General features: G+C 69.8%; 22 protein-coding genes. 5 read left to right on the top strand and 17 right to left on the bottom strand.

Going from position 1 to position 21,686, the window contains the following annotated elements:
• From O5O46_RS03175 to O5O46_RS03195, 5 genes are all read right to left on the bottom strand, one after another.
• On the bottom strand, positions 1-1,071 hold the full coding sequence (locus tag O5O46_RS03175; protein WP_269853634.1) for a quaternary amine ABC transporter ATP-binding protein: 1,071 nt from the start codon (positions 1,069-1,071) through the stop codon (positions 1-3).
• The gene (locus O5O46_RS03180) at positions 1,068-2,618 is read right to left on the bottom strand and encodes a GMC family oxidoreductase (RefSeq protein ID WP_269853635.1); all 1,551 of its coding nucleotides are present in this window, start codon (positions 2,616-2,618) and stop codon (positions 1,068-1,070) included. The genes O5O46_RS03175 and O5O46_RS03180 overlap by 4 nt, the downstream gene beginning before the upstream one ends.
• 62 nt (positions 2,619-2,680) lie before the next feature.
• The gene (locus tag O5O46_RS03185) at positions 2,681-4,183 is read right to left on the bottom strand and encodes an aldehyde dehydrogenase family protein (RefSeq protein WP_269853636.1); all 1,503 of its coding nucleotides are present in this window, start codon (positions 4,181-4,183) and stop codon (positions 2,681-2,683) included.
• Positions 4,184-4,382: 199 nt separating this feature from the next.
• On the bottom strand, positions 4,383-4,664 hold the full coding sequence (locus O5O46_RS03190; protein ID WP_443072367.1) for a hypothetical protein: 282 nt from the start codon (positions 4,662-4,664) through the stop codon (positions 4,383-4,385).
• Positions 4,665-4,763: 99 nt separating this feature from the next.
• On the bottom strand, positions 4,764-5,063 hold the full coding sequence (locus O5O46_RS03195) for a DUF6415 family natural product biosynthesis protein (protein WP_269853638.1): 300 nt from the start codon (positions 5,061-5,063) through the stop codon (positions 4,764-4,766).
• 214 nt (positions 5,064-5,277) lie between these two features.
• Between O5O46_RS03195 and O5O46_RS03200 the strand changes: the two genes are divergently transcribed.
• Complete coding sequence (locus tag O5O46_RS03200; RefSeq protein WP_269853639.1) at positions 5,278-6,117, top strand: helix-turn-helix domain-containing protein; 840 nt, start codon at positions 5,278-5,280, stop codon at positions 6,115-6,117.
• Complete coding sequence (locus O5O46_RS03205) at positions 6,114-6,305, top strand: DUF397 domain-containing protein (RefSeq protein ID WP_269853640.1); 192 nt, start codon at positions 6,114-6,116, stop codon at positions 6,303-6,305. Before O5O46_RS03200 ends, O5O46_RS03205 begins: the two co-directional genes overlap by 4 nt.
• A gap of 47 nt (positions 6,306-6,352) precedes the next feature.
• Here O5O46_RS03205 and O5O46_RS03210 read toward each other — a convergent pair whose 3' ends face one another.
• Complete coding sequence (locus O5O46_RS03210; protein ID WP_269853641.1) at positions 6,353-7,531, bottom strand: FAD-dependent monooxygenase; 1,179 nt, start codon at positions 7,529-7,531, stop codon at positions 6,353-6,355.
• A gap of 246 nt (positions 7,532-7,777) precedes the next feature.
• On the opposite strand from O5O46_RS03210, the gene O5O46_RS03215 reads away from it, so the two are divergent.
• Positions 7,778-8,329 carry a Uma2 family endonuclease gene (locus O5O46_RS03215; protein WP_269853912.1) on the top strand — a complete coding sequence of 184 codons (552 nt, stop codon included), beginning with the start codon at positions 7,778-7,780 and terminating at the stop codon, positions 8,327-8,329.
• 63 nt (positions 8,330-8,392) lie between these two features.
• Here the strand turns inward: O5O46_RS03215 and O5O46_RS03220 are convergent, their stop codons facing one another.
• The 6 genes from O5O46_RS03220 to O5O46_RS03245 all read right to left on the bottom strand — a co-directional run bounded on the left by O5O46_RS03220 (position 8,393) and on the right by O5O46_RS03245 (position 13,704).
• Complete coding sequence (locus O5O46_RS03220) at positions 8,393-9,382, bottom strand: malate dehydrogenase (RefSeq protein WP_269853642.1); 990 nt, start codon at positions 9,380-9,382, stop codon at positions 8,393-8,395.
• 161 nt (positions 9,383-9,543) lie between these two features.
• Complete coding sequence (locus O5O46_RS03225) at positions 9,544-10,152, bottom strand: DUF2690 domain-containing protein (RefSeq protein ID WP_269853643.1); 609 nt, start codon at positions 10,150-10,152, stop codon at positions 9,544-9,546.
• Positions 10,149-10,805 carry a peptidoglycan-binding domain-containing protein gene (locus O5O46_RS03230; protein ID WP_269853644.1) on the bottom strand — a complete coding sequence of 219 codons (657 nt, stop codon included), beginning with the start codon at positions 10,803-10,805 and terminating at the stop codon, positions 10,149-10,151. The genes O5O46_RS03225 and O5O46_RS03230 overlap by 4 nt, the downstream gene beginning before the upstream one ends.
• A gap of 131 nt (positions 10,806-10,936) precedes the next feature.
• Positions 10,937-12,157 carry an NADP-dependent isocitrate dehydrogenase gene (locus O5O46_RS03235; RefSeq protein ID WP_269853645.1) on the bottom strand — a complete coding sequence of 407 codons (1,221 nt, stop codon included), beginning with the start codon at positions 12,155-12,157 and terminating at the stop codon, positions 10,937-10,939.
• Positions 12,158-12,197: 40 nt separating this feature from the next.
• On the bottom strand, positions 12,198-12,824 hold the full coding sequence (locus O5O46_RS03240; protein WP_269853646.1) for a DUF3017 domain-containing protein: 627 nt from the start codon (positions 12,822-12,824) through the stop codon (positions 12,198-12,200).
• 16 nt (positions 12,825-12,840) lie between these two features.
• Positions 12,841-13,704, bottom strand: a complete 864-nt coding sequence (locus O5O46_RS03245; RefSeq protein WP_269853647.1) for a bifunctional methylenetetrahydrofolate dehydrogenase/methenyltetrahydrofolate cyclohydrolase — start codon at positions 13,702-13,704, stop codon at positions 12,841-12,843.
• A 229-nt stretch (positions 13,705-13,933) separates the two neighbouring features.
• Here O5O46_RS03245 and O5O46_RS03250 point away from each other — a divergent pair, with 229 nt between their 5' ends.
• On the top strand, positions 13,934-14,716 hold the full coding sequence (locus tag O5O46_RS03250) for an RDD family protein (RefSeq protein WP_269853648.1): 783 nt from the start codon (positions 13,934-13,936) through the stop codon (positions 14,714-14,716).
• Between the two features lie 73 nt (positions 14,717-14,789).
• On the opposite strand, the gene purH is transcribed toward O5O46_RS03250, so the two are convergent.
• Positions 14,790-16,343, bottom strand: a complete 1,554-nt coding sequence (gene purH, locus O5O46_RS03255) for a bifunctional phosphoribosylaminoimidazolecarboxamide formyltransferase/IMP cyclohydrolase (protein ID WP_269853649.1) — start codon at positions 16,341-16,343, stop codon at positions 14,790-14,792.
• Positions 16,340-16,978, bottom strand: a complete 639-nt coding sequence (gene purN, locus O5O46_RS03260) for a phosphoribosylglycinamide formyltransferase (RefSeq protein ID WP_269853650.1) — start codon at positions 16,976-16,978, stop codon at positions 16,340-16,342. The genes purH and purN overlap by 4 nt, the downstream gene beginning before the upstream one ends.
• Positions 16,979-17,195: 217 nt before the next feature.
• On the opposite strand from purN, the gene O5O46_RS03265 reads away from it, so the two are divergent.
• The gene (locus tag O5O46_RS03265) at positions 17,196-17,822 is read left to right on the top strand and encodes a hypothetical protein (protein WP_269853651.1); all 627 of its coding nucleotides are present in this window, start codon (positions 17,196-17,198) and stop codon (positions 17,820-17,822) included.
• Between the two features lie 23 nt (positions 17,823-17,845).
• On the opposite strand, the gene O5O46_RS03270 is transcribed toward O5O46_RS03265, so the two are convergent.
• The 3 genes from O5O46_RS03270 to sucC form a co-directional block, all read right to left on the bottom strand.
• Positions 17,846-19,144, bottom strand: coding sequence for a cell division protein PerM (locus O5O46_RS03270; RefSeq protein WP_269853652.1), 1,299 nt, complete (start codon positions 19,142-19,144; stop codon positions 17,846-17,848).
• A gap of 216 nt (positions 19,145-19,360) precedes the next feature.
• Entirely contained in the window at positions 19,361-20,245 is an 885-nt protein-coding gene (gene sucD, locus O5O46_RS03275; RefSeq protein ID WP_269853653.1) for a succinate--CoA ligase subunit alpha, read from the bottom strand.
• A 20-nt stretch (positions 20,246-20,265) separates the two neighbouring features.
• Positions 20,266-21,438, bottom strand: coding sequence for an ADP-forming succinate--CoA ligase subunit beta (gene sucC, locus O5O46_RS03280; protein ID WP_269853654.1), 1,173 nt, complete (start codon positions 21,436-21,438; stop codon positions 20,266-20,268).
• Between the last annotated feature and the right edge of the window lie 248 nt (positions 21,439-21,686).

The following is a 21,686-nucleotide window of genomic DNA, read 5'->3' on the forward strand; positions in this document are numbered from 1 at the left end:
TCACGCGACGGCCTTCTCAGTCGGCGCACCGGAACCGGCGCTCTCAACCCCCGCCACCACCGCCAGCAGCACCTGGTGGTCCACGACCCCGAGGCAGCGCGCGCCCTCGACCACCCGGACCGGACCGCCGGTCCTGGCCACCGCCTCGATCGCCTCGCTGACCAGGGTCGTTGGGGCCACCGCGGGACCGTTGTCGGCCTCACCGCCCACGGCGGGCCGCATCGCGCGGCGCACCGTGAGGACCTGCTCGCGCGGCACGTCCCGGACGAAGTCGCGCACGTACTCGTCGGCCGGGGAGCCGACGATCTCCTCCGGGGTGCCGCACTGCACGATCCGCCCGGCGCGCATCAGCGCGATCCGGTCGCCGAGCCGCAGCGCCTCGGACAGGTCGTGGGTGATGAAGACCATCGTGCGGCCCTCCTCCCGGTGCAGGCGGACGACCTCCTCCTGCATGTCCCGGCGGATCAGCGGGTCGAGCGCGCTGAACGGCTCGTCGAACAGCAGCACTTCGGGGTCGACGGCGAGCGCCCGGGCGAGCCCGACGCGCTGCTGCTGGCCACCGGAGAGCTGGCCGGGGCGTCGGCCCTCAAGGCCCGCCAGGCCGACCTTCTCCACTATCTCGCCGGCCTTGGCCCGCCGTTCCGCCTTGCCCGCCCCCTGGATCTCCAGGCCGTAGGCGACGTTGTCCAGCACCGAGCGGTGCGGCAGCAGGCCGAAGTGCTGGAAGACCATGGCCGCGCGGTGGCGGCGCAGCTCGCGCAGCCGGGCGGTGTCCATGCCGCGCACGTCCTCGCCGTCGATGGCGATCCCGCCGGAGGTCGGCTCGATCAGCCGGGTCAGACAGCGCACCAGGGTGGACTTGCCGGAGCCGGACAGGCCCATGACGACGAAGACCTCGCCCTTGCGCACGTCGAAGGAGACATCCCGTACCGCGACCGTGCAGCCGGTGCGCTGCCGCAGGTCCTCGCCGCTCAGGTCGGCTTCGGGGGATCCGGGGATCCGGTCGGCCTTGGGGCCGAAGACCTTCCACAGGTTGCGGACGGCGAACACCGGGTTCGTGGAGTCGCTCATCGGGCATCACCGCCTCGGGTCGGGGTTGCGCCGAGCAGTTCGGCGGCCTTCTCCCCCACCATCAGCACGCCGATCATCGGGTTCACCGCGGGCATCGTCGGGAAGACGGACGCGTCCGCGATACGGACGCCGTTCAGGCCCCGGATCCGCAACTGCGGGTCGACGACGGCGAGTTCGTCGTCGTCGGCGCCCATCTTGCAGGTGCCCGCCGGGTGGTAGACGGTGTGCGCGACCTTGCGGGCGTACTCGGAGATGTCCTGGTCCGAGGTGACCTCGGGCCCCGGGCAGACCTCGCGCTTGAGCCAGCTGGCCAGCGGCTCGGTCCTGGCGATCTCCCGGGCGATGCGGATGCCGTCGACCAGGGTGCGTCCGTCGTAGTCCTCGGGGTCGGTGAAGTACCTGAAGTCCAGGGCGGGCTTGACCGACGGGTCCGCGCTGGTCAGGTAGAGGCGGCCGCGGCTGCGCGGCTTGGGGATGTTGGGGGTCATCGACACCCCGTGCGGGGGCTTTTCGTAGCCGAGGCGCTCGGGGTTGTCGGTGAACGGGATCTGGTAGAAGTGGAACATCAGGTCGGGGCCCTTGGAGTCCGGGTCCCGGCGGACGAACAGGCCCGCGTCGGAGTCCATCGCGGAGTTGTCCGGGATCGGCCCGTCGGTCTCCCAGACGATCACCGACTCGGGGTGGTCCAGCAGGTTCTCGCCGACGCCCGGCAGGTCGTGCACCACGGGTATGCCCAGCGCCTCAAGGTCCTGCTTCGGGCCTATGCCGGAGTGCATCAGCAGCCGCGGGGTGTCCACCGCGCCAGCGCACACCAGCACCTCGCGGGCGGCCCGGACGAGGATCTCCTCGCCGTCCTTGGTGCGCACCCGCACACCGGTGACCCGCTTGTCGGCGTCCAGTTCCAGCTTGTACGCCCAGGTCTCCAGCATCAGGTGGAGGTTGCCGCGGTCGAGGAAGGGGTGCAGGTAGGCGACCGACGCGGAGGACCGCTTGTTGTTCTCCGGGTGGTACGCCAGATCGAAGAAGCCGACGCCCTCGTGGAACGGCTTGCGGTTGAAGCCCTCGACGCGCGGCACGCCGATCGCCGCCTGGGCGGCGTCGATGAAGTCACGGGCGATGGCGTTCCGGTCCTTCTCGTCCACCGCCACGATGTTGTTCCGCAGCCGGTCGAAGTACGGGTCCATGGCCGCCGCGTCCCAGCCCTCGGCACCGGCCTGCGCCCACTCGTCCCAGTCGGACGGCAGCGGCTTGAAGCTGATCAGCGTGTTGTGCGAGGAGCAGCCGCCGAGCACCCGGGCGCGGCTGTGCCGGATGTGCGAGTTGCCGCGCGGCTGCTCGGTGGTCGGGTAGTCGTAGTCCAGGTCGCCGCCGAGCAGTCCCAGCCAGCGGCGCAGCGTGAGCACGTCCTCGCGGTCGACGTCGGACGGCCCGCCCTCGATCACCGCGACCTGGACCGAGGGGTCCTCGGTGAGCCGGGAGGCGATGACGGATCCTGCGGTGCCGCCGCCGATCACGACATAGTCGTAAACGTGGTCATTCACGGGCATGGGGGTACTGCTCCTCTGGTGCGGGGGTGCGTGAACTCGGGCCCTTTGGAACGGTTCGGCGGTCAGCCGCCGAACCAGCGGACCGGGCGCGGCGCCAGGTTCTGGTAGATGTGCTTGGGCTCGCGGTACTCGTTCAGCCCGGACGGGCCGAGTTCGCGTCCGATGCCGGACTTGCCGAAGCCGCCCCACTCGGCCTGCGGGAGGTACGGGTGGTAGTCGTTGATCCACACCGTTCCGTGCCGCAGCCGTCCGGCGACCCGCCGGGCGCGGCCCGCGTCGGTGGTCCACACCGCGCCCGCCAGGCCGTACTCGGTGTCGTTGGCCAGCGCCACCGCCTCGTCCTCGGTGTGGAAGGTCTCCACTGTGAGGATCGGCCCGAAGGTCTCCTCGCGGACCACGCTCATCTCGCCATGGCAGTGGTCGAGGACGGTCGGCGAGTAGAAGTAGCCGGTGGCCGGGCGGATCTGGCTGGGCTCGGGGCGGGAGCCACCGCAGCGCAGGCTGGCGCCCTCGGCGAGCGCCGCCGCGACGTAGCGTTCCGTCTTGGCGAGTTGGGCCGCGGACACCAGCGGGCCGCACTCGACGCCCGGCTCGGTGCCCCGGCCGAGCTTGATCCGCTCGGCGCGGCGGGCGAGTTCGGCGACGAAGCGGTCGCGCACCGAGTCCTCGATGATCAGTCGGGCACCGGCCGAGCAGACCTGGCCGCTGTGGATGAAGGCCGCGTTCAGCGCCTGGTCGACGGCGGTGTCGAAGCCCTCCTCGGTGGCGCAGGCGTCGGCGAAGACCACGTTCGGGTTCTTGCCGCCCAGCTCAAGCGCGACCTTCTTCACGCTGGCCGCGGCGGCCTCCATCACCTTGGTGCCGCTGGCCAGACCGCCGGTGAACGAGACCAGGTCCACGTCCGGGTGCTCGGCCAGCCGGGCGCCCACCGGGTCGCCGGAGCCGGTGACCACGTTGCCGACTCCGGCCGGAAGCCCTGCCTCCACCAGCAGCTTCATCAGATGCACGGTGGACAGCGGGGTGACCTCGCTGGGCTTGATGACGAAGGTGTTGCCCGCCGCCAGCGCCGGAGCGATCTTCCAACTGGCCTGGAGCAGCGGGTAGTTCCAGGGCGTGATCATCGCGCACACGCCGACCGGCTCGTAGACGACCACGCTGTGCACGTCGGGCGATCCCGCGTCCACCACACGGCCGCCGCTCTCGTTCATCACCAGGTCGGCGAAGTAGCGGAACGCGTTGGTCACGTCGTCCACGTCGACGCGGCCCTCTTCCAGGGTCTTCCCGGTGTCCCGGCTCTCGGTCAGCGCGATCGCCTCGCGGTCCCGCTGGAGCAGGTCGGCGACCCGGCGCAGCAGCGCGGCCCGCTCGGCGACCGTCGTCCGCGGCCAGGTCCCCTCGTCGAACGACCGGCGGGCCGCGGCCACCGCCGCGTCCGTGTCGGCGACGCCGCCCTCGGCCACCAAGGCCAGCGTCTTCGCGTCTGCGGGGTCGAGGACCTCCCGCTGCGCGCCGGACGCGGCGGGCTGCCACGCCCCGTTCACATGAATGGTCTCGACTGCCGACACGTCTGTTCTGCCTTCCAATGTCCGATTTGCGCAAGCTGGCTGACCAGCAGCGAACCCCTAACCGGAAGGCGCATACGTATGCGTGTTTTCTTGAAAAGAGTGACGCTAGTCACCTTTCCGCCATTGCGTGGCGGCCGATCCTGCCGGGGCGGCCGGAGCCCCCGTCACGTACTCCCCGGCCGCCCCTTCGGAGGGTGGTTCAGCGGTTGGTCCACAGGTTCCAGAAGACACTTCCGTTGGCGCACTGGTACTGGTCCCACGCACCGCGCTGGACGCCCTGCTGGCCGTCGCTGTTGCAACCGTCGAACGTCCAGTACTTGCCGCGGTCGATCCATCCGGACGGGGCCTGGTCGCTGTGGTGTGCCACCACGGCGTGGTGCCGCGGGACGGCCTGGGCGGCCGGTGCGACGAAGCCGAGGCCCGCCACGGCGGCCACGCCGGCGGCCAGCGCCGCGGTCTTCCGAATGAGCACGGATGCCATTGTTTTCCCCCTTGGTCTCGGTGCTGCTGTGACCTTCACCAGCTACACGAGCGAGGGGGCGCCCTCGTATGACACCCGTGTCCATGATTTTTTTCGGCGCTACGCCGTCAGGCGTTTGTGGTGCAGCAGCAACGCCTGGCAGGCTCGCGCCAGTTGCTGCGCGTGCAGGACGGCGGACGCCAGTCCCGTCCCGGTGTCGCCGCGCAACTTCCGCCGGGCCTCCGCGATTCCGGCCAGCGCCAGCGCGCGGCACAGGTCGTCCTTCGGCTGCGCGCATGCCAGCGTCTCCACCTCGGGGATCAGCAGCATGATGTGCCCACGCAGGCACAGGACGAGTTCCTCGACCTCCTCGTACCGGGGGTAGGCGGCGCGGTCGCCCAGGACCGTGTTCACGGTCATGGCGATCGTCCGTACGTCCACCGGCGCCGCGTCTGTAAACGTCCTCTCTCCGCCAACTCCTCGCAGGGGAACCGGCATTCGATCGGGTGGGCTTTCAGCGTTCATGCCCCGAGGCTGCCCTGGTCAGGGCTACGGTTTCGAGATCCACGCAGGGTACGGGGCCGCTGACGCGCTGTGCGGTGGATCTGTGCGGTGGTTGCGCGGTGCGCGCTTCGTGCTCATCGATGAGGGGAGAATCGTGATGAGCGACGGCAACACACCTGTGAGCTTGCGGATCATCGGCACCCAGGTCAAGGCCCTACGGCTAAGAGCCGGGCTCACCCAGGCTCAACTCGGTAAGAAGGTCGGGTACTCGGAGTCCCAGATCCGCAGCATCGAGTCAGGGCGGCGGACCCCGAAGCCCGAACTACTGCTTGCGTTCGAGGAGCTGTTCCAGGTGCACGGGGTCTTCACGTCGGTGGCGGATGAACTGCTGAAGGAGCCGCATCCCTCGTGGTTCCAGCCGTTCGCGGAGCTGGAGGCAGAGGCGGTTGCGCTGTCGGCGTACGACAACCAACTCGTCAACGGGCTGCTACAAACCGAGGCGTACGCACACGCCGTACACATCGAGCACCGCCCAGCCTTGGACGACCAGGAGATCGAACTCCGAGTCGACGCTCGGCTAGCCCGACAGAAGCTGCTCACGCGCGTGCCAGCCTCATCCCTGAGCTTCATTTTCGAAGAGGTTCTTCTACGTCGCTCCGTCGGTGGCCGGGAGGTCATGCGCGAGCAACTGGAGCGCCTGTTGGACGTAGCACAGATGCGGCACGTCGAAATCCAAGTGATGCCGACCGAGCGCCCAGGCCACGCCGGGCTCGAAGGTCCACTGACCGTGGTCGAACCGCCTGAGAAAGAGCTGTGCGCGTACCTAGAGGTCCAGAACATCGGCCGCCTGATCACAGACCGTCCAACCGTCAGCAAGATCGCCCAACGGTATGCGATCCTGCGGAGCCAGGCCCTTACACCCGATGAATCGGTCAGCTTCATCAAGCAGTTGGCAACGGGAGCGACATGAACGAGCTCGTTTGGTTCAAGTCCAGCTACAGCGGCGGCGGAGGCGGCCAGTGCGTTGAAGTCGCCGCGCACCCCGCCGCCGTCCACGTCCGGGACTCCAAGGACAAGACCGGTCCCGTACTGGACTTCACGCCCGAACAGTGGTCCGCCTTCGTGGAGTTCGCCCGCGCGTACCCCACCGTCGTCTGAGCAGGGTGAAGTGGCCGCCCCCACGCGGGGGGGGCGGCCACTTCCCGTCAGTACGTCTTGAGGGAGTACGACGTCACCACGTCGCGGAACTCCTCGTGGTCCCCGCTGTCGCCCATCGCTTGGGCTATCTCCTCCTCGGACATCCCGGCGAAGGCCTCCTCCGCCGCGGCCCGCTGTTCGGCGTTCTCCAGGGCGATGCCCTGGTTCCGCTCCACGAAGCCACGTAGCTCGTCCTCGTAGGCGGCGAACGCCGCGGCGTGGTCGCCGCCCGCCGCCTTGAGCTCGCCCGCGAGGACGTACGCGCCGATCAGCGCCATGCTCGTGCCCTGACCGGACATGGGCGAGCCGCAGTATCCGGCGTCGCCGAGCAGTACGACCCGGCCGTTGGACCAACTGTCCATGCGGATCTGGCTCATGGAGTCGAAGTGGAAGTCGGGGGCGTCCCACATGTACTTGAGCGCGTTGGGGAACTCCCAGCCGACGTTGGCCATCCTCTCGGCGATCAGCCGCTTCTGCGCGGTGAGGTCGCGGAAGTCGTAGTCAATGGGTTCCTTGGACTCGAAGCCCATGTAGACACGGAGTTCGCTGTTGTCGCGGAGGCTCATCATGATGCCGCCGAGTCGGTAGAAGACCTGCCAGTGGTCCAGGTCAAGGAAGTTGGGGGCGGTGAACACGGCCAGGTAGGAGCCGAGGTAGCGGAAGAACTGCGACTCGGGGCCGAAGACCAGTTTGCGGACGTTGGAGTGCAGTCCGTCCGCGCCGACGACGATGTCGAAGTCGCGCGGTGCGCTGTTCTCGAAGGTGACGTGGGCGGTGTGCGCGTCCTGGGTGATGCTGGTGATCGAGTCGTCGAAGAGGTACTCGACGCCTTCACCGGTCGCCTCGTAGATCAGACGGCACAGGTCGTCGCGGAGGATCTCGACATCGGAGTTGGCGATCGGGCCGCCGGTGAAGGTGTGTTCGGCGGTGCGGTACAGCTCCTTGCCGGTGCTGTCCACGATGGACATGCCGCGCACGTCGGTCTTGAGACGGCGCGCCTCCTCCAGGACGCCCATCTGCTCAAGGACATCGAGCGCGGCGGCCCGCACGTCGATCGCCTGCCCGCCGGGACGTAGGTGGGGCGCCCGCTCGACGACGGTGACGTTGAAGCCGTATCGGTTCAGGAAGTACGCCAGGGCGGGGCCACCGACGCTTGCTCCGGAGATAAGGACATTGACGTTCTCCATCTGGGGCTCCTCGACATCAGGTGGGATCTATCCGGTTCGACGCGAGACGTGATGCCTGGCGTTGCCACCGATCCTGGCCATTCCGCCTGACAACCCACTGACAAGCCGTTCCGGCCACTGTCAGCCCGCTGACAAAGGGCCTCGTGTCCTGGCCGCCGTGCGTATCGTTGAACTGTGCGGCTGCTTGCGATACGCGGCAGCGGGGAGGAGCTCAACGTGACCGCCGACCTGATGGACAGGACCGAGATGGCCGAGAGCGACCAGACCCCTTTGGACGCCCTGTTCGAGCAGCTGGAGCCAGTCCCCGAGGGCTACAGGGTTGAGATTGTCGAGGGGGCCGTCTACATGTCGCCGCAACGGGCTGCGCACTGGGAGATCATCCTGGATATCGTCGAGCAACTGCGGGCGAAGTACTCCAGGAAGCAGATTCGTTCCGACGTCCGGATGGACTTCCCCGGCGAAATGAACGGGTTCTGTCCAGATGTGGCAGTGCTCCGCAAGGACGCCCAGCCCACCAAAAAGGGCCACCCGCGATACCAAGATGTCGAGTTCGTTGCCGAGGTGATCTCCAGGAACACCGCGAACAACGACTACGGGTCGAAGAAGGCCACGTACGCGACGGCTGGCGTCCCCGTCTACCTCATCGCCGACCCGTATACCGGCACGTGCCACCTCTTCACCCAGCCCAAGGACGGCGCCTACCTCAGCGAACTCACCGCCGCCTTCGGCGTGCCCGTCGACCTCACCGACACCGTCATCGGACTGACCCTTACCACCGCCGAGTTCCCCCGCGACTGAACAAATCACTGGGCCCCGCCACCGGCAACGTGCCGACGGCGGGGCCCAGTTGGTGTCTGCGGCTCAGATGAGGCCGAGGGCGCGGACGGCCTCGCGCTCCTCCTCAAGCTCCTTGACGGACGCGTCGATGCGGGTGCGGGAGAACTCGTTGATCTCCAGGCCCTGGACGATCTCGAACTTGCCGTCCTTGGTGGTGACCGGGAAGGAGGAGATCAGGCCCTCCGGCACACCGTAGGAGCCGTCGGAGACGATACCCATGGAGGTCCAGTCGCCCTCCTTGGTGCCGTTGACCCAGGTGTGGACGTGGTCGATGGCGGCGTTGGCGGCGGAGGCGGCCGACGAGGCGCCACGGGCCTCGATGATGGCGGCGCCGCGCTTGGCGACGGTCGGGATGAACTCCTCGGCCAGCCACTTCTCGTCGTTTACGACCTCGGCGGCGTTCTTGCCCGCGACCTCGGCGTGGAAGATGTCCGGGTACTGGGTGGCGGAGTGGTTGCCCCAGATCGTCAGCTTGCGGATCTCGGAGACGGCGACGCCGGTCTTCTTCGCCAGCTGGGTGACCGCGCGGTTGTGGTCCAGGCGGGTCATCGCGGTGAAGCGCTCGGCCGGTACGTCGGGGGCGGCGGCCTGGGCGATCAGCGCGTTGGTGTTGGCCGGGTTGCCGACCACCAGGACCTTGATGTCGTCGGCGGCGTGGTCGTTGATCGCCTTGCCCTGCGGCTTGAAGATGCCGCCGTTGGCCTCCAGCAGGTCGCCGCGCTCCATGCCCTTGGTGCGGGGGCGGGCGCCGACCAGCAGGGCCACGTTGGCACCGTCGAAGGCCACGTTGGGGTCATCGGAGATGTCGATGCCCTTGAGCAGCGGGAAGGCGCAGTCGTCCAGCTCCATGGCGGTGCCCTCGGCTGCCTTCAGGGCCGGCGTGATCTCCAGCAGGCGCAGCTTGACCGGAACGTCGGCGCCGAGGAGCTGCCCGGACGCGATGCGGAAAAGCAGTGCGTAGCCGATCTGGCCAGCCGCACCGGTGACAGTGACGTTGACGGGAGTGCGGGTCATTGCGATCTCCTGCGCTGTGTTTTTTGGGCGCCCCGGCCCCTGTTGTTTCGGGATGGTCCGGCGCCGGTGACTGCCGATGTCTCGACGCCGAGAGATCCGCCGTCAGGCTATCGGACCTAGGGCGCGTCGAACCCTCGGGAGGGTGTGGCCCGGGTCACCGCTTACGGGTGTCCTTCGTCCGGGTGTGCTTCGGGGTGCGCGCAGACCCGTCCGTCACGGGCGGCGAGGCAGGCTTCCACGGCCTCGCCGCGCGTGTCCGGGATCATCGGGGTGAACGCCCGTACCCCGGTGCCCTGGGCGTTCTGCCACCGTACGTCGCCGTGCGCGCCGCGCACCTCGATGGCGTCGCTCGCCCGGGGATCGCGCAGCAGCGCCCAGGCGGCCCGGCAGCGGGTGCTGACCCGCAGGTCGACCTCGCGCCCGGCGAGCCACGCGGACGCCGTGGTCACCGCGTCGTCGGCGCACAGCGTGACGTCCGGGTCCAGACCGGCGCAGCTGCGGCCCTGGCAGAACGGCGGCGCGACCTCGGTGGCGGTGGAGTTGGGCACCGCGCCGACGAGGAGCAGCACGGCGCCCACGGCGAGGGCCACCGCGCCCGCGGCCAGCGCCGTCCAGACGGCCAGCTCCAGTCGGCTGCGGGTGGGTTCGGGCCACGGCTGTTCCGGTTCCCCCGGCTGCCCCCGCGCGGGCTGACCGAATCCTGCTCCCTCACACGAGGGACATTCCGGGTGGCCGGCCGGATTGGTCGGGTCGTCGGTCAGGCGGCTCACGCGCGCAACCGCACCCAGGTGTCCTTGCCCACCACACCGTCCGCCGGGAGGCGGTGGGTCCTCTGGTAGGCCTTGACGGCGTCCGCGGTGCGCCGCCCGAAGTGACCGTTGACCGTGCCGGTGTCCACCCGCTGGCGCCGCAACAGGCACTGGATCTCGGTGACTTGGGGACCGTTCGCGCCCTCGCCCACCACGTCCGTGCTGGTCTGCACGTAACCGGCGTAGTGGCGGCCGTCCTGCACCTTGTCGTGGCACGGGAAGCCGGGCAGCTCGCCCGCCGCCCCCGTACCGGTGTCCCGCTGCGCGCCGGGCAGCAGCGCGTAGCCGCTGGCCAGGCCCCCGCCGAGCACCACGATCGCCACGGCCGCGGCGAGCACCGCGCGGCGCTGGCGGGACCGGCGCTCGGAGACCAGCGGCGCGGTGAAGTCCTCGAAGCCGACGAAGGGTTCGCGGCCCCACACCGGCGGATCGACGCTCGCACCACGGGCCGCGGTCTCCCACAGCTCGACCAGCCGCAGCGTGTCACCTCCCGCCAACGCGCCCCGCGGCGCGACCATTCGCCGTGGCGGGCGGTCCTTGGTGCCGCGGGTGTACCGCACCAGCTCGCGTAGCTGGGCCTCAAGGCCGTCCGGTAACGGCTGCCAACGTGCCATGCCTCTCCCCCGCCCATCTATGCAACGCGTCCCCCGATGGGAATCACCCCACACGGTGATTACCCCAAGCCATGCCTGTCAGGCAGCGGTTGGTCGCAACGCGTCGCGTCAGCCATAGCATTCCGGCCAGATCAGGCGAGAGCGAGCCGCGCCCTCAGGTGCTCGTCGATCGCGGCGAGGAACTCCTCGGTGGTCAGCCACGGTTGGTCGGGGGAGATCAGCAGCGCCAGGTCCTTGGTCATCTGGCCGCCCTCGACGGTCCACACGCAGACCCGCTCCAGGGTGTGCGCGAAGTCGCTGACCCCGGGGGTGCCGTCCAGCTTGCCGCGGTGGGCCAGGCCGCGGGTCCAGGCGAAGATCGAGGCGATCGGGTTGGTGGAGGTCGGCCTGCCGCGCTGGTACTGGCGGTAGTGGCGGGTGACGGTGCCGTGCGCGGCCTCGGCCTCCACGGTCCGGCCGTCCGGTGTCATCAGCACCGAGGTCATCAGGCCGAGCGAGCCGAAGCCCTGCGCCACGATGTCGGACTGCACGTCGCCGTCGTAGTTCTTGCACGCCCACACGTAGCCGCCCTCCCACTTCAGGGCGGCGGCGACCATGTCGTCGATCAGCCGGTGCTCGTAGGTCAGCCCGGCCCTGCCGAAGTCGTCGCGGAACTCGGTGTCGAAGACCTCCTGGAAGATGTCCTTGAAGCGTCCGTCGTACTTCTTCAGGATCGTGTTCTTCGTGGACAGGTAGACCGGGAAGCCGCGGTCCAGGCCGTAGCGGAACGACGCCCGCGCGAAGTCGCGGATCGAGGCGTCCAGGTTGTACATCGACAGCGCCACACCGGCCCCGGGGAACTCGTAGACCTCAAGCTCCACCGGGTCCGAGCCGTCCTTCGGCGTGAAGGTCATGGTGAGGGTTCCCTGGCCGGGAACCTTGAGGTCGGTGGCGCGGTACTGGTCGCCGAAGGCGTGGCGGCCGACCACGATCGGCCTGGTCCAGCCCGGGACGAGCCGGGGGACGTTGGCGATGATGATCGGCTCGCGGAAGATCACGCCACCGAGGATGTTGCGGATGGTGCCGTTGGGAGACCGGTACATCTCCTTGAGGCCGAACTCGTCGACCCGGGCCTCGTCCGGGGTGATGGTGGCGCACTTGACGCCGACGCCGTACTTCTTGATCGCGTTGGCGGCGTCCACGGTGACCTGGTCACGGGTGGCGTCGCGGTGCTCGATGCCCAGGTCGAAGTACTTCAGCTCGATGTCGAGGTACGGCAGGATCAACTGGTCCTTGATGAACCGCCAGATGATCCGGGTCATCTCGTCGCCGTCCAGCTCGACCACGGGACGGGCGACCTTGATCTTGGCCATGGCGCCGCTTCCGTTTCCACTTCCCCCGTTCCATGGAACGTCAGCGGACGGCGAAGTGCACGATGTCGTCCAGGAAGGGCAGGTGCAGGATCGGCTTCGGCTGGATCATCAGGGCCAGCAGCACGATGGCGGAGCCCAGCCCGCCGTAGGTGATCAGGTCGGTGAAACGGCTGCGGACGGCGAGCATGCCGACCTCGGGCAGCAGCCAGCGCAGCACCGCGCCCAGCAGCAGGCACGCGCCCACCAGGATCAGCCCGACCCGGAAACCGCCCGCGGCCGTGATGGCCAGGCCGAGGGCGACCCCGCCCAACACGGTCAGCAGCGGCCACTGCCGGGCCGGGGCCGGAGCCGCCCCGCCGGCGGCCCGGCCGCCGCCCTCGGGGCGCGCGGTGTCCTGGGTGACCTCGGGGAAGCGGTGGGACGGCGCGGCCGCCTTGGCGGCGGGCTTGCCGGTGGCTCGGCCCGCGGTGCCGTTCGCCTTGGCGCCCGCGCCGTTCGCCTTCGCGGCCGTGCCGTTCGCCTTCGCGGCCGTGCCGTTGGCGTCGGCGCCCGCGCCGTCGGGCTGCTTGGCGGCGGCGGTGTCCTTCAGCTTCGCGGCGGTGCCGTTCGCCTTGGCGCCCGCGCCGTTCGACCCGGGGGCTGCCCCCCGGGGATCTGTTCCGGCCACGAGGGACCCCTCTCCGTCAGTGCGCGGCGTCGGCCGCCCGCTCGGCCGCTTCCACGACGTTCTGGACCAGCAGGGCGCGGGTCATCGGGCCCACACCACCCGGGTTCGGCGACAGCCAGGCGGCCACCTCACGTACGCCGGGGTGCACATCGCCGACGATCTTGCCGTTCTCGTCCCGGCTGACGCCGACGTCCAGCACGGCGGCGCCCGGCTTGACGTCCTCCGGCTTGACCAGGTGCGGCACGCCCGCCGCCGCCACGATGATGTCCGCCTGGCGCAGCAGGCCCGGCAGGTCCCGGGTGCCGGTGTGGCACAGGGTCACGGTGGCGTTCTCGGAGCGCCGGGTGAGCAGCAGGCCGATGGAGCGGCCGACGGTGATGCCCCGGCCGACGACGACCACGTGCGCGCCGTTGATCTCCACGCCGTGCCGGCGCAGCAGCTCCACGATGCCGTTGGGGGTGCACGGCAGCGGCCCGGTCTCGTTGAGCACCAGGCGGCCCAGGCTCATCGGGTGCAGGCCGTCCGCGTCCTTGGCCGGGTCCATCAGCTGCAGCACGCGGTTGGTGTCGATGCCCTTGGGCAACGGCAGTTGGACGATGTAGCCGGTGCACGCCGGGTTCTCGTTGAGCTCCCGTACGACCGCCTCGATCTCCTCCTGGGTGGCGGTGGCGGGCAGCTCGCGCTGGATGGAGGCGATGCCCACCTCCGCGCAGTCGCGGTGCTTTCCGTTGACGTACCAGCGGCTGCCCGGGTCGTCACCGACCAGCAGGGTGCCCAGGCCGGGCGTGACGCCCTGGGCCTTGAGCGCCTTGACGCGCTCGGCTAGCTCGGACTTGATCGCGGCGGCGGTGGCCTTGCCATCGAGAATCTGGGCGGTCATGCTCCCATCCTCGCGGATGCGGCCCGCCGTGAACCAATCCGGACCAGATCCGTCCGGTCATTCACCGTAATTCCCCACATACCGGCTGGCCCAGTGGGTGCTGTCTGGACATGGCCCGCCGGGTGCTAGAACCATGGGGTCGCTGGACCACGGGGGAACAGGGTGCTCAATCATGCCCGGATCTTTCATGGTCCGGTTCGTCCCCGCTTCTCGTTGTAAGGACTGTTACGTGAGCTACCCGCCCGGACCCCAGGACCCGTACGGCCAGCCGCCGCAGCAGCCGTACGGCTACCCGCAGCAGCAGCCTCCGGGCCAGCCGCAGTACGGCTACCCGCAGCAGCCGCCGCAAGGACAGCCTCCGTACGGCTACCCGCAGCAGCCGGGCTACCAGCAGCAGCCGGGGTACGACCCGAACTCCGCGCCGTACGGCTACCCGCCGCAGGCGCCGGGCACGGTCCAGGCCAACAACGGGTACATCAACATCGCCTACCTGGGCACCGTCCAGGTCGCCACGATGGGCCAGCGCTTCCTGGCCCGGCTGATCGACGGCCTGGTCGCCGGGATCGTGATCACCATCGTCATGTTCGCGGGCATGGCCAGCGCGATGGGCGTCGCGCACAGCAACAAGGACTGCTCGGTCTACACCTACGGCACGCCCGAGTACTCGCAGTGCCTGAACGACAACCTCAACGCGGGCTCCGGCGTCATCGCGGTGATGTTCGCCTTCATCGGCACGTTCGCGCTGTTCGCGCTGCTCTACGAGTGGCTGATGATCTCGTTCCTCGGTGCCACGCTGGGCAAGATGGCGATGGGCCTGAAGGTGGTCAAGGAGTCCAACGGCCAGGCCCCGGGCCTGGGCGGCGGCTTCATCCGCTACATCATCCCGATCGTCGGCGTCTTCCTGTGCTACATCGGCGCGCTGCTGGTGTACCTGTCGCCGTTCTTCGACAACTCCGGCAAGCTCCAGGGCTGGCACGACCGCGCGGCCGGAACCGTGGTCGTCAAGAAGTAGCGCGTGAACCCCAAGGGGCGGCCCGCGACCGCGGGCCGCCCCTTACGCGTTGGCGGCTTCTTCCTGGTCGGCGTCAGTGGAAGAAGTGCCGCGTGCCGGTGAGGTACATCGTGACGCCCGCCTTGCGCGCCGCCTCGATCACCGCCTCGTCGCGCACCGAACCGCCCGGCTGCGCAACGGCCTTGACGCCCGCCTCGGTCAACACCTCAAGCCCGTCGGGGAACGGGAAGAACGCGTCCGACGCCGCGTACGAGCCCGCCGCGCGCTCGGCGCCCGCCCGCTGCACCGCCAGCCGCGCCGAGTCGACGCGGTTGACCTGGCCCATGCCGACGCCGACCGTCGCGCCGTCCTTGGCCAGCAGGATCGCGTTCGACTTCACCGCGCGACAGGCCCGCCAGGCGAAGGCCAACTCCCGCAGGGCCGCCTCGTCCAGCGGATCGCCGGTGGCCAGCGTCCAGTTGGCCGGGTCGTCGCCGTCCGCCTGCAACAGGTCCTTGACCTGCATCAGCAGACCGCCCTCGATCCGCCGGAACTCCCGCCGCTCACACGGCTGGTGGGCACAGCGCAGCACCCGGATGTTCTTCTTCCGGGACAGCACCTCGACCGCGCCGTCCTCGTAGCCGGGCGCGATGATGACCTCGGTGAAGATCTCCGCGACCTGCTCGGCCAGCGCCACGCTCACCGGCCGGTTGACCGCGATCACGCCGCCGAACGCGGAGAGCGGGTCACAGGCGTGCGCCTTGCGGTGCGCCTCGGCGACGTCCGAACCAATCGCGATGCCACAGGGGTTGGCGTGCTTGATGATTGCCACGCACGGCTCGTCGTGGTCGTAGGCGGCGCGGCGGGCGGCCTCGGTGTCGACGTAGTTGTTGTACGACATCTCCTTGCCGTGCAACTGCTCCGCCTGCGCCAGGCCGGGGGTGCCGTCGGTGTAGAGGGCGGCGCCCTGGTGCGGGTTCTCGCCGTAGCGCAGCACGTTCTTGCGCTCGAAGGCGGCGCCCAGGAACTCCGGGAAGGCGGTGTCCTGGTCGGCGGCGTAGTCGGTGGCGAACCAGTTGGCCACCGCCACGTCGTAGGCGGCGGTGTGCGCGAACGCCTCGGCGGCCAGCTTCCTGCGGGCGGCCAGGTCGAAGCCGCCGTCCGCCGCGGCCTTCAACACCTCTTCGTAGTGGGCCGGGTTGACGACCACCGCGACCGACGGATGGTTCTTGGCGGCGGCGCGGACCATCGAGGGGCCGCCGATGTCGATCTGCTCCACGCACTCGTCCTGCGAGGCGCCGGAGGCGACGGTCTCCCGGAACGGGTACAGGTTGACCACCACCAGCTCGAACGGGGCGACGCCCAGCTCGGCGAGTTGCTCGCGGTGCGACTCCAGCCGCTGGTCGGCCAGGATGCCCGCGTGGATCCTCGGGTGCAGGGTCTTGACCCGGCCGTCCAGGCACTCGGGGAAGCCGGTCAGCTCCTGGACCGGGGTGACCGGCACCCCGGCGTCGGCGATCTTCTTCGCGGTCGATCCGGTGGAGACCAGCTCGACCCCGGCCGCGTGCAGCCCTCGGGCCAGTTCCTCAAGGCCGGTCTTGTCGTAGACGCTGACCAGGGCCCGTCGGATGGGGCGCTTCGTACTCACGGGACGATGACCTTTCTTCCCTCAATGCGGTAGCCGTCGCGGGCGATCCGCCCGACGACCTCGACGAGCAGCCGTCGCTCGACTTCCTTGATGCGCTCGTGCAGCGTGTCCTCGTCGTCCTCGTCCCGGACCTCGACCGCGCGCTGCGCGATGATCGGGCCGGTGTCGACGCCGTCGTCGACGAAGTGGACGGTGCAGCCGGTGACCTTGGCGCCGTACGCGAGAGCGTCCCGGACCCCGTGGGTGCCGGGGAAACTGGGCAGCAGCGCCGGGTGGGTGTTGATCACCCGGCCGCCGAAGCGGCCCAGGAACTCCTTGCCCAGGATCTTCATGAAGCCCGCCGAGACGACCAGGTCCGGCTGGTACCCGGCGACCGCCTCAGCCAGCGCGAGGTCCCAGGCGGCGCGGTCCTCGTGGTCCTTGACCCGGCAGACGAAGGTGGGCAGCCCGGCCCGCTCGGCCCGCTCCAGACCGGCGATGCCCTCCCGGTCGGCGCCCACCGCCACGATCCGCGCCTTGTACCCGGGGTCACGGGCGATGGCGTCGAGCAGGGCCTGGAGGTTGGTGCCGGAACCGGAGACCAGGACGACCAGGCGGCACGGGCGGGCGGACGGTACGGACTCGGCGGGGGCCACGGCAGGGGTTCTTTCTCGCGGGACCGTTCGTTTGTGTGGTCGTACAAAACGGAGGGTCCTTGAGATCCAGGGAACCCTACGAAGGCGCCGACCGTCAGCAACGATACCGGCACGGCGTCCGGCCCCCACGGGGACGGGGGCGACGGAGCCGGGTAGCGTCTGATGACGTGCGACGACGCACGAGGAAGCCGACGGCAAGGGGATGGCGCAACCAACCATGAGCAGCGTCCGCATCACCACCTATCGCGATCCGGGCCCCGCCCCGCTCGCGACCCCCGCGCTGCGTGAGCGCCAGGCGCCGTCCGACGAGCAGGAGCGGGATCCGTTCGCGCCGCCGCCGAAGGGCACGCCGGATCGGCCGTGGCAGCCGAGGAGCGGCCAGGGCGAACGGTGGAGCGACCAGCAGCCGGAGCGTCACGACCCGTCCAACGGCCAGTTCGGCTCCCGCGGCCCGGTGCGGCCCGAGGGCCCTCGGTTCGATGTGACCGACCCGGCGCAGCGGCGGGCGCGCTACGCGCTGCTGGCTGGTATGTGGGGGCTGTTCTTCGGGCTGTTCAGCATGGCGCCGGTGGCACTGCTGCTGGGGGTGCTGGCGCTGTACTGGGGGGTCAGCTCGCTGCGCGCCAAGCCCAAGGAGGGGCAACGGCCGCAGTTCACCGCGGCCTTGAGCGGAATCCTGACGGGCGTCGTGGCGCTGGCGATCGTCGCCGCGAGCTTCACGTTCCAACTGGCGTACCGGAACTACTACTCGTGCGTCAACGACGCGCTGACGCAGCCCGCGCGGCAGGCTTGCAGCCAGTTGCTGCCCTCGCAACTCCGACAGGTCCTCGGAGCTCAGGACTGACGTTTCTCTGCGGCCCGCGAAGGCTACACGCGTGCCCCGGCCCGGGACAGCAGCCACCAGCGGACGCCGAGCGCTCCGGGGAGCCCCAGCCCCAGCATCCAGCCGAAGTGTGCCACTCCCATGGACCAGGCAACCGGACCGAAGCTGGAGAGGGCACCGGTGCCCATGGGACCGGCCACCAGCAGGGCGGACCAGGCCAGCACAGCGCCACCGCACAGGGCGGCCAGCGCCACCACCGCCGCGGTGCCCGGCACCGTCCAGTCGTGCTGTACCGCCACGTGGGCCACGTACCAGCTCAACACCGCCGCGGCGGCGACCGGGACCGCCAACACCAGCCACAGGAAGGGCGATCCGCCGTCGCGACCGGTCGGTGAGGGCAGCGCCGCCAGTAGCGGGAAGTGCGGCAGCACCCGCGGATACCCGTAGGCCCCGGCGGGCGACACCGCACCGCCGACGCCCAGCGCGAACCCCGGCCCCAGCGCGTAGGCCGCGCCCCACAGCGCCACATTGGGCACCAGCGCGACGATCAGCAGCAGCACCGCGAACCGTCCGGAGAACGAACCGGTGAGCTGGCCGAAGTCATCGCCCACCGCGCCCGCGTGCCACGCCAGCGCACCGCCGCTGAGCAGCGCGCCGCCGACGACCACCGCGCCCACCGCCACCCCGGCGGCCCGCAGTCCCGTGCTCGCGCCGCCGCGCGGCAGCAGCCAGGCCACCGGAGGCGGCGCCCAGTTCGCCAGCGCCGACGTCGGCCGCCCGTACGCCGTCCAGGCGCCCACGGCCGCCACCGGCGCGGCCACCAGCGGTACGCACAGCAGCGCGGACAGCGGTTCCCCGCGCAGCGGACCGACGTCGGTGTAGAGCGCGGCGGCCAGCGCCACCAGCAGATACCCGGCGACCAACCATCCGGTGGCGGCGACCGGCCCCAACTCCGGTTCACCGTCCGGGCCTTCACCGTCGGCCAGCGGGTCGGGGGCGAGCGCCTGCGCGGCGATGCGGTGCAGCAGCCACGCGGGCAGCGCGGTCAGCAGCAGCGGGGTGACCCCGATCGGTACGGTGCCGCCGGTCAGCCCGTCGCTTCGGGACAGCTCGGCGCCGTGCGCCAGCAGCCACAGCGCGGCGGCGACGTGCAAGGCGGTGCCGGGGCCTCCGGCGGAGTACGGCGAGATGGTCCACAGCGACAGCGCCAGCACCGCCAGCGCCGCGAGCCCGGCCCCGGCGGCGACCACCCCACCGAACATGGCGGTGGCGGCCTTCGGCGAGAAGCGGAGGGCATGGTCATGCCGGTACAACAACCTGAAGCGGTGCAGCAATTGGGTCACGTCACCTAATGCTGCATATTGCGCGCGAATGCGTGCGGTACGGCACGAAAAGGAATGGTTTCGCCCCCCGAAAGGGGGTTGGGGTCCGGAGGCCGTGCCCCCGCAGGCCCCCTTTCGGGGGCTCCGCCCCGGCCGCTCACGCTCTGTGCGGTACGAAGACGAAGAGGTCCGCCCTCCCTTGTCGGGGAGGGCGGACCTCTTCGGTCAGCTGGGGGCTCAGCCGTTGAGCGCGGCGCGCGCCAGGCGCGCCGTCTCGGACGGGGTCTTGCCGACCTTGACGCCCGCGGCCTCCAGGGCCTCCTTCTTCGCCTGGGCGGTGCCGGACGAACCGGAGACGATCGCACCCGCGTGGCCCATCGTCTTGCCCTCGGGGGCGGTGAAGCCGGCGACGTAGCCGACGACCGGCTTGGTCACGTGCTCCTTGATGTAGGCCGCCGCGCGCTCCTCCGCGTCGCCACCGATCTCACCGATCATCACGATCAGGTCGGTGTCGGGGTCCTCCTGGAACGCCTTGAGGCAGTCGATGTGGGTGGTGCCGATGATCGGGTCACCGCCGATGCCGACCGCCGACGAGAAGCCGATGTCACGCAGCTCGTACATCATCTGGTAGGTCAGCGTGCCGGACTTCGACACCAGACCGATGCGGCCCGGCTTGGTGATGTCCGACGGGATGATGCCCGCGTTGGACTGGCCGGGGGTGATCAGGCCGGGGCAGTTCGGGCCGATGATCCGGGTCTTGTTGCCCTTGGCCTGGGCGTGCGCCCAGAACGAGGCGGTGTCGTGCACCGCGATGCCCTCGGTGATCACGACGGCCAGCGGGATCTCGGCGTCGATCGCCTCGATGACCGCGTCCTTGGTGAACTTCTCCGGCACGAAGATGACGGTGACGTCGGCGCCGGTGGCCTCGATGGCCTCCTTGACGGAGCCGAAGACCGGGATCTCCTGGCCGTCGAAGTCGACCTTCTGGCCGGCCTTGCGCGGGTTCACGCCGCCGACGATGTTGGTGCCGGAGGCGAGCATCCGCCGGGTGTGCTTCTGACCCTCGGAGCCGGTCATGCCCTGGACGATGACCTTGGATTCCTTGGTGAGGAAGATAGCCATGGTGTTGGTGACCTCGTCCCTTACTTCGCAGCCAGCTCGGCGGCCCGCTCCGCGGCGCCGTCCATGGTGTCCACCTGCTGGACCAGCGGGTGGTTAGCGTCGGTCAGGATCTTGCGACCCAGCTCGGCGTTGTTGCCGTCGAGTCGGACGACCAGCGGCTTGTTGACGTCCTCGCCCTTGGACTTCAGCAACTCCAGGGCCTGCACGATGCCGTTGGCGACCGCGTCGCACGCGGTGATGCCGCCGAAGACGTTGACGAACACGGACTTCACGTCCGGGTCGCCCAGGATGATCTCCAGACCGTTGGCCATCACCTCGGCGGAGGCGCCGCCACCGATGTCGAGGAAGTTCGCGGGCTTGACCTTGCCGTGCTTCTCGCCCGCGTAGGCGACCACGTCGAGGGTGCTCATCACGAGGCCCGCGCCGTTGCCGATGATGCCGACCTCGCCGTCCAGCTTGACGTAGTTGAGGCCCTTGGCCTTGGCGGCGGCCTCCAGCGGGTTGGCCGCGGCCTTGTCCTCCAGCGCCTCGTGCTCCGGCTGACGGAAGCGCGCGTTCTCGTCCAGCGAGACCTTGCCGTCGATCGCGAGGACCTTGCCCTCGGGAGTCTTGGCCAGCGGGTTGACCTCGACGAGCAGCGCGTCTTCCTTGATGAAGACGGTCCACAGGCTCTTGAGGACCTCGACCAGCTGGTCGTGCAGCTCGGCCGGGAACTTGGCGGCCTCGATGATCTCGCGGGCCTTGGCGTCGGTGACGCCCTCGTTGGCGTCGACCGGGATCTTGGCGAGGGCCTCGGGCTTGGTGGCCGCCACCTCTTCGATCTCCATGCCGCCCTCGACGGACGCCATGGCGAGGAAGGTGCGGTTGGCGCGGTCCAGCAGGAAGGAGACGTAGTACTCCTCCGCGATGCTCGCGGTCTGGGCCAGCATCACCTTGTGGACCGTGTGGCCCTTGATGTCCATGCCCAGGATCGCGGTGGCCTTCTCCACGGCGTCCGCCGGGTCGTCGGCCAGCTTCACACCACCGGCCTTGCCGCGGCCGCCGGTCTTGACCTGGGCCTTGACGACCACGCGGCCACCGAGACGCTCGGCCACCTCGCGCGCTGCCTCAGGGGTGTCAATGACTTCGCCGCCGAGCACGGGTACTCCGTGCTTCGCGAAGAGATCCCTCGCTTGGTACTCGAACAGGTCCACGCGCGTCCGTCCCTTTGCTTCTCTAAATCGCAGTCTGGTGATCGCGGGTTAGTTGTCTGCGTGGGCGTGCCGTGACGTGACGGGCAGCGTGACTACGCGATCTGTTAGAGGGCGCTCACGTCGACCAGGTACGCGGCATGTCCGCCTCGCAGGTTATCCCTGCCTGTGGCACCGGTCTAAATTCCAGACCGCACCGAAGCGGTGAGAACGGTCACAGAGTCAGCGACCGAACTGCTGTACCAAGCCAC

The organism is Streptomyces sp. RPT161, from assembly GCF_027533845.1.
Classification (GTDB): domain Bacteria; phylum Actinomycetota; class Actinomycetes; order Streptomycetales; family Streptomycetaceae; genus Streptantibioticus_A; species Streptantibioticus_A silvisoli_A.